Source organism: Staphylococcus sp. AC872 (genome assembly GCF_979255425.1).
In genome coordinates this window covers 1-15,920 of record NZ_CEEDKW010000010.1, presented here as the reverse complement: position 1 = coordinate 15,920, position 15,920 = coordinate 1, and the positions used below count along the sequence as shown (strand labels likewise).

The 15,920-nt window shown below is 29.3% G+C and carries 18 protein-coding genes; 10 read left to right on the top strand and 8 right to left on the bottom strand.

Going from position 1 to position 15,920, the window contains the following annotated elements; genetic code table 11:
- Nucleotides 1-34: 34 nt before the first annotated feature.
- The 5 genes from ACZ267_RS11615 to ACZ267_RS11595 all read left to right on the top strand — a co-directional run bounded on the left by ACZ267_RS11615 (nucleotide 35) and on the right by ACZ267_RS11595 (nucleotide 3,604).
- Nucleotides 35-136 carry a type I toxin-antitoxin system Fst family toxin gene (locus tag ACZ267_RS11615; RefSeq protein WP_100206259.1) on the top strand — a complete coding sequence of 34 codons (102 nt, stop codon included), beginning with the start codon at nucleotides 35-37 and terminating at the stop codon, nucleotides 134-136.
- Between the two features lie 271 nt (nucleotides 137-407).
- Entirely contained in the window at nucleotides 408-1,082 is a 675-nt protein-coding gene (locus tag ACZ267_RS11610) for an IS6-like element IS257 family transposase (protein WP_001105987.1), read from the top strand.
- A gap of 282 nt (nucleotides 1,083-1,364) precedes the next feature.
- Entirely contained in the window at nucleotides 1,365-1,646 is a 282-nt protein-coding gene (locus tag ACZ267_RS11605; protein WP_237643891.1) for a hypothetical protein, read from the top strand.
- Between the two features lie 41 nt (nucleotides 1,647-1,687).
- Nucleotides 1,688-2,503, top strand: coding sequence for a hypothetical protein (locus ACZ267_RS11600; RefSeq protein WP_001832799.1), 816 nt, complete (start codon nucleotides 1,688-1,690; stop codon nucleotides 2,501-2,503).
- A 549-nt stretch (nucleotides 2,504-3,052) separates the two neighbouring features.
- Entirely contained in the window at nucleotides 3,053-3,604 is a 552-nt protein-coding gene (locus tag ACZ267_RS11595) for a type III toxin-antitoxin system ToxN/AbiQ family toxin (protein WP_002488419.1), read from the top strand.
- 267 nt (nucleotides 3,605-3,871) lie between these two features.
- Here ACZ267_RS11595 and ACZ267_RS11590 read toward each other — a convergent pair whose 3' ends face one another.
- The 5 genes from ACZ267_RS11590 to ACZ267_RS11570 form a co-directional block, all read right to left on the bottom strand.
- On the bottom strand, nucleotides 3,872-4,399 hold the full coding sequence (locus ACZ267_RS11590; RefSeq protein ID WP_001831394.1) for a GNAT family N-acetyltransferase: 528 nt from the start codon (nucleotides 4,397-4,399) through the stop codon (nucleotides 3,872-3,874).
- Nucleotides 4,400-4,591: 192 nt separating this feature from the next.
- Nucleotides 4,592-5,248: a hypothetical protein gene (locus tag ACZ267_RS11585; protein ID WP_001831384.1), complete on the bottom strand. Its 657-nt coding sequence runs from the start codon at nucleotides 5,246-5,248 to the stop codon at nucleotides 4,592-4,594.
- 63 nt (nucleotides 5,249-5,311) lie between these two features.
- Nucleotides 5,312-5,521, bottom strand: a complete 210-nt coding sequence (copZ, locus tag ACZ267_RS11580; protein ID WP_001831373.1) for a copper chaperone CopZ — start codon at nucleotides 5,519-5,521, stop codon at nucleotides 5,312-5,314.
- Nucleotides 5,522-5,554: 33 nt separating this feature from the next.
- Complete coding sequence (locus tag ACZ267_RS11575) at nucleotides 5,555-7,942, bottom strand: heavy metal translocating P-type ATPase (RefSeq protein ID WP_001832797.1); 2,388 nt, start codon at nucleotides 7,940-7,942, stop codon at nucleotides 5,555-5,557.
- A 14-nt stretch (nucleotides 7,943-7,956) separates the two neighbouring features.
- Entirely contained in the window at nucleotides 7,957-8,232 is a 276-nt protein-coding gene (locus ACZ267_RS11570) for a metal-sensing transcriptional repressor (protein WP_001831396.1), read from the bottom strand.
- Between the two features lie 174 nt (nucleotides 8,233-8,406).
- Here ACZ267_RS11570 and ACZ267_RS11565 point away from each other — a divergent pair, with 174 nt between their 5' ends.
- Nucleotides 8,407-8,682, top strand: a complete 276-nt coding sequence (locus ACZ267_RS11565) for a glutaredoxin family protein (RefSeq protein ID WP_001831374.1) — start codon at nucleotides 8,407-8,409, stop codon at nucleotides 8,680-8,682.
- A 40-nt stretch (nucleotides 8,683-8,722) separates the two neighbouring features.
- On the opposite strand, the gene ACZ267_RS11560 is transcribed toward ACZ267_RS11565, so the two are convergent.
- The 3 genes from ACZ267_RS11560 to blaZ form a co-directional block, all read right to left on the bottom strand.
- Nucleotides 8,723-9,664, bottom strand: coding sequence for a cation diffusion facilitator family transporter (locus ACZ267_RS11560; protein WP_001831389.1), 942 nt, complete (start codon nucleotides 9,662-9,664; stop codon nucleotides 8,723-8,725).
- A 344-nt stretch (nucleotides 9,665-10,008) separates the two neighbouring features.
- Nucleotides 10,009-10,683, bottom strand: coding sequence for an IS6-like element IS257 family transposase (locus ACZ267_RS11555; protein WP_031792704.1), 675 nt, complete (start codon nucleotides 10,681-10,683; stop codon nucleotides 10,009-10,011).
- Nucleotides 10,684-10,749: 66 nt separating this feature from the next.
- Nucleotides 10,750-11,595: a penicillin-hydrolyzing class A beta-lactamase BlaZ gene (gene blaZ / locus ACZ267_RS11550; protein WP_000733274.1), complete on the bottom strand. Its 846-nt coding sequence runs from the start codon at nucleotides 11,593-11,595 to the stop codon at nucleotides 10,750-10,752.
- A gap of 106 nt (nucleotides 11,596-11,701) precedes the next feature.
- On the opposite strand from blaZ, the gene blaR1 reads away from it, so the two are divergent.
- The 4 genes from blaR1 to ACZ267_RS11530 all read left to right on the top strand — a co-directional run bounded on the left by blaR1 (nucleotide 11,702) and on the right by ACZ267_RS11530 (nucleotide 15,410).
- On the top strand, nucleotides 11,702-13,459 hold the full coding sequence (gene blaR1, locus ACZ267_RS11545; RefSeq protein WP_001096386.1) for a beta-lactam sensor/signal transducer BlaR1: 1,758 nt from the start codon (nucleotides 11,702-11,704) through the stop codon (nucleotides 13,457-13,459).
- The gene (blaI, locus tag ACZ267_RS11540) at nucleotides 13,449-13,829 is read left to right on the top strand and encodes a penicillinase repressor BlaI (protein WP_001284653.1); all 381 of its coding nucleotides are present in this window, start codon (nucleotides 13,449-13,451) and stop codon (nucleotides 13,827-13,829) included. Before blaR1 ends, blaI begins: the two co-directional genes overlap by 11 nt.
- Before the next feature lie 263 nt (nucleotides 13,830-14,092).
- Nucleotides 14,093-14,671 carry a recombinase family protein gene (locus ACZ267_RS11535; RefSeq protein ID WP_001829991.1) on the top strand — a complete coding sequence of 193 codons (579 nt, stop codon included), beginning with the start codon at nucleotides 14,093-14,095 and terminating at the stop codon, nucleotides 14,669-14,671.
- A gap of 130 nt (nucleotides 14,672-14,801) precedes the next feature.
- Nucleotides 14,802-15,410, top strand: coding sequence for a recombinase family protein (locus ACZ267_RS11530; RefSeq protein WP_002380765.1), 609 nt, complete (start codon nucleotides 14,802-14,804; stop codon nucleotides 15,408-15,410).
- The last annotated feature ends 510 nt before the right edge of the window (nucleotides 15,411-15,920 follow it).

Below are 15,920 nucleotides of genomic sequence, written 5' to 3'. Positions count from 1 at the left end.
GGCGTCAATCTAGACGTAGAGAGGAGGTGTAATTATGCTTGATAACTTTGTTCACATCATGACCACAGCAACGAGTGGTTGTATCGTCGCATTATTTGCGCATTGGCTACGCAATCGCAACGATAGGAAAAAATAGGCGACTATAGTCACACCTAAAAATCCCCTCACTACTTCCGATAGTGAGGGGATTGGTGTATTATGCTTAATAACTTTGTTAATTAGATTATAACACTGGTTAGTAGAGGAATGCAAAAATGTATATAATAAATATTTTATCATGATTCAAAGTATTCGTTATTTCTATAAATATTAGAATTATGACTTAATGTCTAAATTGTTCTAAATATTATTGGTTCTGTTGCAAAGTTGAATTTATAGTATAATTTTAACAAAAAGGAGTCTTCTGTATGAACTATTTCAGATATAAACAATTTAACAAGGATGTTATCACTGTAGCCGTTGGCTACTATCTAAGATATGCATTGAGTTATCGTGATATATCTGAAATATTAAGGGAACGTGGTGTAAACGTTCATCATTCAACGGTCTACCGTTGGGTTCAAGAATATGCCCCAATTTTATATCAAATTTGGAAGAAAAAGCATAAAAAAGCTTATTACAAATGGCGTATTGATGAGACGTACATCAAAATAAAAGGAAAATGGAGCTATTTATATCGTGCCATTGATGCAGAGGGACATACATTAGATATTTGGTTGCGTAAGCAACGAGATAATCATTCAGCATATGCGTTTATCAAACGTCTCATTAAACAATTTGGTAAACCTCAAAAGGTAATTACAGATCAGGCACCTTCAACGAAGGTAGCAATGGCTAAAGTAATTAAAGCTTTTAAACTTAAACCGGACTGTCATTGTACATCGAAATATCTGAATAACCTCATTGAGCAAGATCACCGTCATATTAAAGTAAGAAAGACAAGGTATCAAAGTATCAATACAGCAAAGAATACTTTAAAAGGTATTGAATGTATTTACGCTCTATATAAAAAGAACCGCAGGTCTCTTCAGATCTACGGATTTTCGCCATGCCACGAAATTAGCATCATGCTAGCAAGTTAATCGAACACTGACATGATAAATTAGTGGTTAGCTATATTTTTTTACTTTGCAACAGAACCTAAAGAAAAATATGAACTTCTGAAAAAAGAATATAGTAATTTTTTAGAAAACTGTATACGTTTTTCTAATGAATATTTAGATATACTAGATATCAAAAATATTTTTAATATTTTTGATACTAAGAAAATTGTTTTAAATCTGTCTTATTATACGAAAATGTGGGAGGTTCCTGATATTAATAATGAACAACCGATAAATAATAATTTACAAAAGTTTGTTGATTTGAAAAAGAAGAAGTATTTAAATAATGTACATTGGAGTAAAAATAAGATACTTAAACAATTAAATGAAATTGAAGTTAAACCCGTTACTTTAAAAGATGGTACTAGTGAAACAGAACGCGTGGCAGAGTGGATGTATAGAAATAAAACAAAAGTTGTTTATGAAATTATAAATAAAGAATTTGATGATGTTTATGATTTACTTAACGGTATGTTGAAGTCTGAATACACAGAACTTATGGGCTATATGAGAATATGGCATAACTTAAGCAAAAATTTATAAGTCTTAGTAACCTGTTATACACTTTAATTGGAGGAGTTAACGTGTATTTCAAAAATATGGATTTCTTGATTGACCTATACAAGAATTTTAACGAAGTAGGGATTTTTGCAGTAATATATATTATATATGCGCTTATTCAAATTCTAAGTCAAAATATTTTATATAAAAGACAAAAGATGGAAAGAGTAAAAACACTGATAATCAATATAATTTTATACATATTTATAACACTAGTAGCATTAATGTACTTGTTAGCAATGATTTTTTATTCACTCAGTGCATATCCTAAAGAAGAAGTGATTAAATATATAACAGATTGGGATAAAATTAGTTTGCCAGCTATATTACTTGTTCTTTATTCGTTATTATTCCCTATTTTTATATTTCCATTTGTAGGAAAACGACGTAGAAAAAACTATTTTGCAGAAAATGTAAATAATTGTATTATTGAAAGAGAAATTATAGATAGAGTGAGTATTAATGGTAGAGATAAATTAATTCTAAAAGATGCCTTAGGATATCAGACAGAAAAAGATATAACAGGAATAAAGGATTTAAAAATTAGTACATCTCAAAAAAAATCTTGGTTAACGTTAGAAGACATTAAAATAGCTACGATGAGTCTAAGAGATAAACAATTACTGTTAAAAATGATTATAGGTTTAATAATATTTGGGGTCCCTACAGGGTATTTTGTGTGGAACTTCATCAGTGTCGTTGATGATTGGGATAGAATAATGCACGCAAATGATATATTTATGTATATGGGTCTTTTCACGTTACCATTAATGGTAACAGTTGAGTTATATGTAGTTGCATTTATTATTACCAAAAATTTATTTAAAAAGAAAAAATGATAACAAATTTAGATTAAGAGAAAATAACTTATCAAAGGTCGTATATTAGAACATGATATATATAGTTCGCCTATCTATCAAGAATCAATCTAGTCGCAGAGAGGGATCATTACTTTGCTAATCATTTTCGTTAATTGGACTATAACATTGGTTGGTGGAGAAATGTAAAAGACTATTATTATTGATTTTGTAGGATTTTTTTGGTTAATAAGTCTTTTCTTATACTATCAACAATACGGTAATTAGCTTGTCAAAGGATTTTACTCTTTCCAATCAATTGTGGATTTGTATCGGTGTAGAAAGTATTTTGTACCAAGCGTCTACCTGCTTTATTTCTAATGAAAAATCAGTTAGTAAATCTTTAATCATTTTTCTCTTAGAAAACCAATTTGAACGGTTCTGAGAAATATAATATAAAGATAAAAAATTGACATATGATTTATACAGTGCTAAAATTTAAAATGTATATAGGAGAGGTCTTGCCACAAGTAGACATTGAAAAAATAGAGAGTCCATGCTAAAAGTTGGAATTGAAAAAATGGAGAGGTCTTGCCACAAGTAGACATTGAAAAGCGACCAAATATTTGGTCGCTTTATTTTTATACTGTAGGAGAAATTATGAAATTATACTATGTTGATGAAGATTATATTAATGAATTAAGAAATGTAGATGAGAGAGTATTATTAAATAAATCCACTCGTCCTTATTTAGGAGTTGTATTATCTATTAATGATCTTAATTATTTTGTCCCCTTAAGTTCCCCTAAAGAAAATAAAAAACTAAATAATCAACTATCAATAAAATTGTTTGAGGTTAATAATATTCAAAATAGATTAGGATATCTATTATTTTTAAATATGATACCTGTTCCTGATAAATATCTTTCTAAAATAGATATGCAATACATAAAGGAGCAAGATTTAGAATATTATAACTTATTAACTAACCAATTAATTTTTATTAGGCAAGAAAATCAAAGAATCGTAAATAAAGCCCAAAAAGTATATAAAAATGCTGTGATAAAAAAAGTTTCATTTTTTGAATCAATGTGTGTAGATTATTTAGCATTGGAAAGATATGTGAAAGATTTAAAACAGTAAAAAAGATAATTCTGTCAATAATTCCCCTCAACATACTCAGAAGAATTTTAGTGTAAAGTCTTTGTAATTGTCTATCTTAGTTAATTAGATGTTTACTATTATTTCTATATTAATATATAGCTAAAATTAATAAAATAGAAGTCATTAGCTGAATTACTTATGAATCAAAATAAATTTTATATACAAAATGTCATTTTTGAGTACGCTCTAAATAAACAAAAATAGTCCTCTTATTAAAATAAGAGGACTATTTTTGTTTAAAATTATTCAAGACCATTCGCTTTCTAACATACTCATTTGCCATAAATTATAATATTCTCCATTTAATTTTCTAAAGTCTCTTTTTTCTCCTTCTTTTATAAATCCAATCTTTTTGTAACTTTTAATAGCTGATTTATTAAAGGCAAAAACACCTAATTCAATTCTGTGTAGTCCCAAATCTTCAAAAGCCTTTTTCAATAATTTCTTTATTATTTTAGGGCCTAATCCTTGGCCACGCATTTGCGGATCACCTACTAAAACTTTACTTAACGTGGCGGAACAATTTTTAAAATCTATATTATTTAAAGCAATATGACCTATAATTTTTTTTGAATTATTTTCTTCAATGATAACTTTATAAATTATTTTACTAGAATTTTCTTTATTTGTGTCTTTAATATATTCCTTTAATTGTTCTTCATCTAGGGGATAATTAAAATCTGTACCTGCCCATTTGACTAAAAGTTCAGGAGAGTTTATCCAGTTTATTAATAAATCAAAATCTTTCTCCTCAAAATATTCAAACTTAATCAATAAATTACTCCTTAAATAATAGGTTATTAACTATAAAAATTCAGTGAATGTTGCAATATAAACAACCACTACAATTTTTTGATACTTTCTTCATCAACTTTCTATCTTAAATTTTCGATTTTTTATAAAGCGTTTTGTATTATCTAAATAACTCTTTACAATTTACTGATTTTTAAGCTTTTGCTAATAGATTTATGCAACTTTAATATTATAAGTAAATCTATGCACTTCATCATTAAATTTAAATTCTGCCCAAATTTTATACATCCCTTTTTTAGGAAAATGAGCATAAAAGGTTGTAGAATCAGGTGATTCTGGGTGAACATGAATATAATCAGTTAATTGCTCATCAAATATAATCACATGTCCTAAAGCTCCTAAATAAGGTTGGGGAGTTAATTCTGTATTGAAAGTTAAAGGGACATGTTCATCTTCTTTAGCACTTATAGAATTTAAAGTTACATGAACTCCTTTGTTAACTTTTACCCAATTTTTATCAGAATTTAAAGATGTTGTAGAGGTTATTTTATCTCCAATTTGCAGTTCAATAGGATGAACGGAATACACATGGTTTTTTGGTGTAACATCAACAAAAGCCTGGTAAGTTCCTGGCTCTAATTGTTGGTTAATTATAAATAAACCTTCATGCTTTTTTTGAGGGTGTAGGTGGTAATATTTCTCCATGTCATTAGATACTAAAACGAAATGCATTTCTTTTTCATGCATAGTATCTAATAATGGGGCATTATTAAATTCATCTTCTAACGTAATTTCTATATTACCATCTCTATATACAACATTTGCTTTAATTTCGGGTTTGTTTGAATGATATTCATGATTATGATTCATATTTTTATCCTCCTTAATTTTTAATAAGGGCATATCATTAAACGATATGCCCAACTATTTAAATTATTTAATTACATCGTAACCTTGATCTTCAATAGCTTCTTTAAAGTCGTTGAAAGCTACTTGATTTTCATCAAATTCAACTTCCACATTCCCATTCGCCAAGCTTACTTCTGAAGATGTTACACCATCTAATCCATTTAATGCTTTTTCAATTGAATGCTTGCAATGGTCACAGCTCATACCTTCTACATTAATAACTTCGTTAGTCAATGTTGTCACCTCCTTTCAAGAAATATAAGATTCTTATAATTTCATACGTTTTAGACGTAAAGCGTTTGTGACAACACTTACAGAACTTAAAGCCATTGCTGCTCCCGCAACCCAAGGTGCTAGCAGACCAATTGCTGCTATAGGGATACCTGCAACATTGTAACCAAACGCCCAAAATAGATTTTGGCGAATATTACGAATTGTAGATTTACTTGCTTTTATTGCTTTTGGAATTAATAAAAGGTCTCCTCCTAAAATAGTTATATCAGCAGCTTCGATTGCAACTTCTGTACCTGTACCAATGGCAATACCAATATCTGCTTTAACTAGTGCTGGAGCATCATTGACACCATCTCCAACCATAGCTACTTTTTTACCTTCAGATTGAATTTCTGCTACTTTAGAAGCTTTTTCTTCTGGTAAAACCTCTGCAATAATCGTGTCTATACCAACTTGTTTTGCTATTGCTTGTGCGGTACGTTTGTTATCACCAGTTAACATAGCAACTTCAATACCTAATTCATGAAGTTTTTGAATAGCTTGTTGGGCAGTATCTTTAACTGTATCAGCTACAGCGACAACCCCTCTCAATTCGTTATCTACGCTTATAAGCATTGCAGTTTTTCCTTCTTTTTCAAATTGAGCGAGATTTGTTTCAGCTTCATTAGTTTGGATTCCTTTTTCACTCATTAGTTTTCGATTTCCGACAAAAAGTTCTTTACCATCAATTGTTGCATTTATACCGCGCCCTGGTATAGCTTCAAAATGGTCTACTTCTAAAAATTCTAATGATTTTTCTTTAGCATAACTTACGATAGCTTCAGCTAGTGGGTGTTCAGAACCTTTTTCTGCACTAGCTAACAATTGTAATGTTTGATCATCTCCACTAAAATCAGTGACTTCAGGTGTGCCATTTGTTATAGTGCCAGTTTTATCTAAAACAACTGTATTAATAGCGTGTGTACCTTCAATGTGTTCTCCACCTTTAAATAGAATGCCATTTTCAGCAGCTTTTCCGGTACCCACCATTATAGAAGTAGGCGTAGCTAAGCCTAACGCACAAGGACAAGCGATAACTAATACTGCTATTGCAGCAACTAAGGCTGGTTCAAATTGTCCCGGCTGAACTAATGAAATCCATATAATAAATGTGAAAATCGCGATACCTACAACGATAGGTACAAAATATCCAGAAATAATATCTGCTAGTCTTTGTATTGGCGCTTTAGAACCTTGCGCTTCTTCGACAACTTTAACAATGGAGGCAAGAGCTGTATCTTTACCAACTTTTGTTGCTTCAACAGTAATTGCTCCATTTTTATTCATTGTTGATCCTATAACATTATCATTTTGCATTTTTTCAACAGGAATAGATTCACCTGTCAACATTGACTCGTCAATTGAAGTCATACCTTTAATTATTTTGCCATCTACTGGTATTTTTTCTCCTGGTTTGATAACTAAATAGTCTCCTTCTTTTACCTCACTTAAAGGAACCATAGTCTCTTCACCGTTGCGTAATATACGTGCTTCTTTAGCTTGTAAATTCAACAATTTACTTAACGCATTTGTTGTTTGTGTTTTAGCACGTGCTTCTAAATACTTTCCGAAAAGAATTAAAGTAATTAATACAGCACTTGTTTCAAAATATAGGTGTGGCTCATAATTTGTATTAATTAACCACTTAATCGATTCATAAATACTATAAAAGAAGGCTGCGCTTGTACCTAAAGCGACAAGAACATCCATATTTGCTGACCCATTACGAAGGTTTTTATAAGCGCCTACATAAAATTGCCAACCAATAACAAATTGAACAGGCGTTGCTAATACAAATTGGAACCACGGGTTCATAAATATATGTGGTATTTGAATACCAAATAAATGAACGAACATTGTCATTAACAATGGAGCTGCTAAAACAGCTGAAACAACTAATTTAATTAACTGTCGTTTTAATTGTTTTTCTTTTTGGGAACTTTTTTCTGATGCTTCTTTTTTAGGTTGTGCCTCATACCCTAGGTTTTTAATACGTTGTTGAAATTCATCTACAGACGTCATATCAGGGTTGTATTCTACAGTAGCACTTTCTGTGGTTAAATTAACTGTAGCCTTATTTACACCTGAGATTCGATTTAAAACTTTTTCGATTTTATTCGAACAAGCTGCACACGTCATTCCCATTACATCGAGATCCACTTTTTCGGTTAAAACTCCATAACCTGTTTTTTGAATTGTATTTGCAATATCTTCTAATGATGTAACATTGGGGTTATATTCAATTGTAGCTTTCTCTGTAGAAGGATTTACATTAGCGTTAACTTCATCTAATTTATTTAGATTTTTTTCTACTTTATTCGAGCAAGCTGCACATGTCATGCCTGTGATACCTAATGAGGTTTTTTTAATATTTTCACTCAATTATTTCTTTCCTCCTATTTTGAAAATTGTTTTAATACAACCATCAATTCTTTGATACTTTCTTCTCCGTTGCCATTTTTAATACCTTCACTTACACAATTAGATATATGGTCTTCAGTTACTATAAAACCCACTTGTTTTAGGGCTGATTGTATTGCTGTTATTTGTACTAGTACATCTATACAATATCTATCTTCTGCTATCATTGATTGTAAACCGCGCATTTGTCCTTCTAATCTTTTGAGTCTATTGAGCAATGCGTCATTGTTTTTAACAGTAGTAGTGTTCAATTTCACCCCTCCTCATATACCCTAACGGGGTATCTCTTGTTGGAATCTATATTATACCCCTAGTAGGTATAAGTCAATACAAAAGTTTCATATAAAAAATTAATATTTATAGTTTGTTTTAAGAGGTACACTTGTATAAAATGTATGCTAAAACTTATATTAGGAGAGATATATTTGGATAAAAATATACAACTTGAGCTTTACACAAGACCTACATGCTCTGATTGCCAAGAATCAAAAAGGTATTTAAACTCTCAAGAGATTAGTTATAGTCATAAAGATGTAAGTCAAAATTTGGACTTAGAAGAAGAAATGAAAAAAATATCAGGCAACCGAATTGTTCCCTTATTTGTTTTTTATAAAAAAATTTTTTGGGGTAAAAAAAAGTTGTTTAAATATTACGTGGGATTTGAAAATAACAAAAAAGATATATTAAATATATTGGAATAATTAAATAAACAGCCATTATTAAAAAATAATGGCTGTTTATTTAATGATGATGTTGACTGTCTTCTTCTTTCACGATACAAAACAATTTTTCACTATGATTATTGTTAGAAGTTTCAGTCTGTATTGTGACATGTTGAATATTTTGATGATTGAGTTCATGTTCTATACGTTTAAGTAAAAACTCATTTTCAGTAATGGTCATTGTATCTTCTACAACAATATGACAAGATAACGCGTTTAATCCGCTAGTTACTGACCAAACATGAAAGTCATGAATATTTTTAACTTCTTTGAATTTTTTAATAGTTTTAATAATGTCTTTTGTATTTATATTGCTTGGTGCTCCCTCCATTAATACATGAAGACTTGATTTTGTTACATAAAAGCCGCTACGTAGTACTAAAATTGCTACAATCACACTTGCTAAAGGATCCGCCCACCCCCATCTAAAAAATATAATGAGAAGGGCTGCTATAACTGCACCTATAGATCCAAGCATGTCGCTTATTACATGCAAATATGCTCCACGCATATTTAAGTTTTCTTCTACATCGCTCCCGCGCAGCATTATCCAAGCCACAATAATATTAATAAACAAGCCTACCAAGGCGATAATTAACATGCCTGTAGAAGCTACCTCAGGGGGGTTTTTAAATCTCTCAATAGCTTCATAAAAAATATAGATAGCTATTAACATCAAAGTAATACCATTAAGTACAGCTGCTAGTATTTCAAACCTTTTGTAGCCAAAAGTTTTATTTGTATTAGCTTGCTTCGCTCCTAAAGTAAATGCAATTAAAGCAATACCTAAAGAAATAGAATCACTTAACATATGACCAGCATCTGAAATTAACGCAAGACTGTTAGTAAAGAAACCACCTAACCCTTCGACAATCATGTAACTTGTAATAATAATAAAACTAATTAATAAAGTCTTTTTGTTCGCGCCATGTGTATGATTATGATTGTGATCGTTTTCCATTTAATCCCTCCTCTTTTTAATGATGAAAAATATTTTCTATAATTTGAATTTTTGTTTTTATAACTATAGAGTTAAAAAATATAAAATTTCAATTAATGTTTTGTTACTCGAAGAAAATCATACTAACTTATGAATATATGCTCATATATTCATAAGTTAGTATGATTTTTATCCTTTGTCAATATAGAAATGCTTTGTATTTTGTATATTAAATAAAAACCCTACTTTGCTTTGGACAGTAGTGGGATTTTTGCATATGATAAACCACACTTCACTTGCTAAATATGGTTCTGTTGCAAAGTAAAAAATATAGCTAATCACTAATATATCATGTCAGTGTTCGTTTAACTTGCTAGCATGATGCTAATTTCGTGGCATGGGGAAAATCCGTAGATCTGAAGAGACCTACGGTTCTTTTTATATAGAGCGTAAATACATTCAATACCTTTTAAAGTATTCTTTGCCGTATTGATACTTTGATATCTTGTCTTTCTTACTTTAATATGACGGTGATCTTGCTCAATGAGGTTATTCAGATATTTCGATGTACAATGACAGTCAGGTTTAAGTTTAAAAGCTTTAATTATTTTAGCCATTGCTGCCTTCGTTGAAGGTGCCTGATCTGTAACTACCTTTTGAGGCTTACCAAATTGTTTAATGAGACGTTTGATAAACGCATATGCTGAATGATTATCTCGTTGCTTACGCAACCAAATATCTAATGTATGTCCCTCTGCATCAATGGCACGATATAAATAGCTCCATTTTCCTTTTATTTTGATGTACGTCTCATCAATACGCCATTTGTAATAAGCTTTTTTATGCTTTTTCTTCCAAATTTGATATAAAATTGGGGCATATTCTTGAACCCAACGGTAGACCGTTGAATGATGAACGTTTACACCACGTTCCCTTAATATTTCAGATATATCACGATAACTCAATGCATATCTTAGATAGTAGCCAACGGCTACAGTGATAACATCCTTGTTAAATTGTTTATATCTGAAATAGTTCATACAGAAGACTCCTTTTTGTTAAAATTATATTATAAATTCAACTTTGCAACAGAACCATTTAGAATATTAAAATTCCTTCATTACACTCTTGGCGGTTTCACTTATCAACTTATCATTTGGCTTATCACTTTTATTGTCTTTATTCGTAAAAATGACTAAAACAATAGGTTCAGATTGGCCCTTAGGATAAACAAAAGCAACATCATTTCTAGAAGCATATGTTATTGCTTGACCACTTTTATCAGCAACCTTACAGTCTTTTGAAACACCGTCTTTAATTAAAGTATCTCCGCTTTTATTATTTAACATTAAATCAAGTAAGAATTTTTTGTTTTCTTTGCTTAATTTTCCATTTGCGATAAGTTTATTTAAAGTCTTACCGAAAGCAGCAGGTGTTGAAGTATCTTTTTTGCTCTTTGGTGAATAGTAATTTAATTCTATCTCATATCTAACTGGATTTGTTACTTTATCTCCTAGTTCTTTTAGACGTTGTTTAACTTTTTTGATTCCACCAATTTCTTTTATAATTTTATTGTTTGCTGTATTATCACTATATGCCATTGAAGCCTCAATAAGTTCTTTTAAAGTGATATCTTTTCCTACATATTTTTCTAAAATAGGAGAATAAGCAACTATATCATCTTTGTTAATATGTATTTTTTTATTTAACTTATTATAAGGTACTTGTTCTAACAAAATAGCACTATTTATCGCTTTTGAAGTCGAAGCATAGGCAAATCTCTTATCTGAATTAAATTTTACTTCCTTACCACTTTTAGTATCTAAAGCATAAACACCAATATGAGCATTATATTTTTTTTCTAAATCATTTAACTCTTTGGCATGTGAACTGTTTGAATTACATGCACTTAAAACTAAAGCAATTGCAATTAAAAATATTAACTTTTTCAAAATAAACCCTCCAATATTACAGTTGTAATTTTTACAAATTAATAATATTACAATTGTAATATTGGTGTCAATTGTTTATTATAAATAATTGAAAGAAGGTGTCAAAATGGCTAAATTACTAATAATGAGCGTAGTAAGCTTTTGTTTTATATTTCTATTGTTAGTATTTTTTAGGTATATATTAAAACGCTATTTTAATTATAGTTTAAATTATAAAGTTTGGTATCTAACTGTGCTTGCTGGATTAATTCCTTTTATCCCAATTAAATTCTCTTTTATAAAATTTAATAATGTGAATAATCAATCGCCCACAGTTGAAAGTAGGTCACACGACTTGAACCATAACATAAATACCACCAAACCTGTTCAAGAGTTCACAACAGATATCCATAAGTTTAATTGGGATTCAATTGATAATATCTGCACAGTTATTTGGATAGTTTTGGTTATTATTTTAAGTTTTAAATTTTTGAAATCCTTATTATATCTTAAATATTTAAAGAGACAGTCACTTTATCTAAACGAAAATGAAAAAAATAAAATAGATACGATACTTTTCAACCATCAATATAAAAAAAATATTGTGATTCGAAAAGCAGAGACTATTCAATCTCCAATAACTTTTTGGTATGGGAAATATATTATTTTGATTCCTAGTTCATATTTTAAAAGTGTAATTGACAAAAGACTAAAATATATAATATTGCATGAATATGCTCATGCTAAAAATAGAGATACTTTACATTTAATTATCTTTAATATCTTCTCTATTGTTATGAGTTACAATCCATTAATACATATTGTAAAAAGAAAGATAATTCATGACAATGAAGTAGAAGCCGATAGATTTGTTCTTAATAATATTAACAAAAATGAATTTAAAACTTATGCGGAATCTATTATGGACTCCGTATTAAATATTCCATTTTTTAATAAAAATATATTAAGCCATTCATTTAATGGTAAAAAGTCATTACTCAAAAGAAGATTAATTAATATAAAAGAAGCCAATTTGAAAAAACAGTCCAAATTAATTCCAATTTTTATTTGTATTTTTACTTTTTTGCTCATGGTAATTCAAAGCCAGTTTTTGATGGGGCAATCCATAACTGATTATAATTATAAAAAGCCCTTACAGAACGATCACCAAATTTTAGATGAAAGTAAAAATTTTGGTTCAAATAGTGGATCTTTCGTCATGTACAGCATGAAGAAAGACAAATACTATATTTATAATGAAAAAGAAAGTAGAAAGAGATATTCTCCTGATTCAACTTATAAAATTTATTTAGCGATGTTTGGACTTGACCATCATATCATAAGTGATAAAAATTCACGTATGTCATGGAATCATAAACATTATCCTTTCGAGTCTTGGAATAAGGAACAAGATTTAAATACAGCAATGCAAAATTCAGTTAATTGGTACTTCGAACGTATTAGTAATCAAATACCAAAGAACTATACTGCGGCTCAACTCAAGCAATTAAATTATGGTAATGAAAACTTGGGAAGTTATAAAAGCTATTGGATGGAAGATAGTTTGAAAATATCTAATCTTGAACAAGTAATAGTTTTTAAAAATATGATGGAACAAAATAACCATTTTAGTAAAAAAGCAAAGAATCAATTATCTTCTTCATTATTGATTAAGAAAAATGAAAAGTATGAACTGTATGGGAAAACAGGTACAGGTATAGTAAACGGGAAGTATAATAATGGGTGGTTTGTAGGTTACGTAATTACAAATCATGATAAGTATTATTTTGCTACACATTTATCAGATGGAAAGCCGTCTGGGAAAAATGCTGAATTAATCAGTGAAAAAATATTAAAAGAAATGGGTGTTTTAAATGGCCAATAAGCAAGTTGAAATATCTATGGCTGAATGGGATGTTATGAATATAATATGGGATAAAAAATCAGTATCAGCTAATGAAATTGTAGTTGAAATTCAAAAATATAAAGAAGTTAGCGATAAAACGATTAGAACATTAATCACAAGACTATATAAAAAAGAGATTATAAAACGATACAAATCAGAGAATATTTATTTTTACTCATCAAATATTAAAGAAGACGATATTAAAATGAAAACTGCTAAAACCTTTCTTAATAAACTGTATGGAGGGGACATGAAAAGTTTAGTGCTGAATTTTGCGAAAAATGAAGAATTAAATAACAAAGAAATTGAAGAATTGCGAGACATTTTAAATGATATTAGTAAAAAGTAATTAGAGATATGTTTCAAACATAATACATATGTAAACTATGCTTGACTCTTATTAAATTAGTTTTGTTAATAACATTTAAAATATTTTATTAAATATGAGAGTGTCCAGAAAATAACCATTTTCTGTACACTCTCTTTTTATATCTAGATATATAGCTAGTATACATATTTTAGTGTTCAATAACCCAACAGAAAATATATGTTCATAAATATGGTTAGAATTAAGTTATGGTACAATGAAAATCTACATAGGAGGTTTGTATTTTGAAAATAGGTTATGCAAGAGTCTCAACTGGTTTGCAAAATTTGAATTTGCAGGAAGATCGATTAAATCAATATGGTTGTGAAAAGATATTTAGCGATCATATAAGTGGATCAAGAAGTAAACGTCCTGGTTTAGATAAAGCTATTGAATTTGCGAGGTCAGGAGATACGATTGTTGTTTGGAGACTAGATAGATTAGGACGTAACATGGAAGATTTAATCACATTAGTTAATGAACTTAATAATCGAGGCGTGAGTTTTCATAGTTTAGAAGAAAATATAACAATGGATAAATCAAGTTCTACAGGACAATTGTTATTTCATTTATTCGCAGCATTTGCAGAGTTTGAACGTAATTTAATTTTAGAACGTTCTTCAGCGGGGCGAATGGCAGCTCGTGCTAGAGGACGCTATGGAGGTCGACCCGAAAAATTAAATAAACAAGATTTGACTTTACTCAAAACACTTTATGATAATGGAACCCCGATTAAAACTATTGCAGAGCAATGGAAAGTTTCACGTACAACAATCTATCGTTATCTCAATAAGTTAAATAACCAAGAAAATAAAGATAAATAAAAAATATTACTGAGTTTTAAGAAAGATAAAAGTTAGACAGGATACACCCTAATCATACAGAATAAGTTCTTGAATTTATAGTAACTTAAACGTATGATTAGGGTGTATATTAATTATGGAGTGAAAATGAATGATTATAGGTTATGCGAGAGTATCTTCGATAGATCAGAATCTAGAGAGACAGCTAGATAATTTGAAAACATTTGGCGTAGAGAAAATATTTACAGAGAAGCAATCAGGCAAATCAGTTGAAAATAGACCTGTATTTCAAGAAGCACTTAACTTTGTGAGAATGGGAGATCGATTTGTTGTAGAGTCTATTGACCGTTTAGGTCGTAATTATGATGAGGTGATTAACACAGTTAATTATTTAAAAGACAAAGAAGTTCAATTGATGATTACTAGCTTACCTATGATGAATGAAGTGATTGGTAATCCATTATTAGATAAATTTATGAAAGATTTAATCATTCAAATATTAGCAATGGTTTCAGAACAAGAACGAAATGAAAGTAAACGTAGACAAGCACAAGGGATTAAAGTAGCAAAAGAAAAAGGGGTATATAAAGGACGGCCATTACTATATTCACCTAATGCGAAAGATCCTCAAAAGCGTATTATTTATCATCGAGTTGTGGAAATGTTAGAAAGAGGTGAATCAATTACTAAGATTTCAAAAGAAGTTAATATAACAAGACAAACAGTTTATAGAATTAAACATGATAATAATTTGACTTAATAATTGCTTTTTTAATGCAAATTAAGGTTTCTCACAGCATCTTAAAACACATGTTAATAAACTATTATCAAGTTCTAATCATAAAAAAAGAGAGAGCTTATCCGCTACCGCTTTTCCTATAATTTTTTCTTAATAATATTAATTTTTAATAAGGAAATATGATGTAATTTTATATAAATATGTAAAAGTAAATTATATTCAACGCTTCCTTGTCATCATATACTACATTATAGCGTTAACTACTAGAAAAACGAAAATCACGATAAACACAATAAATTTAGTTGCAAGTGCAATACTTGAAACTAATGTAAAGATAAACAATATAGTACCTATATAAGTATTTAAAACATTTATATTTTTTTAGAATGTGTATCTTTATAGTTATCGTAACTATATTTTTTAAATGTTCAATTGATTTTGTAGGTGAGTCTTCGTTCTGTTGCAAAGTTGAATTTATAGTATAATTTTAACAAAAAGGAGTCTTCTGTATGAACTATTTCAGATATAAAC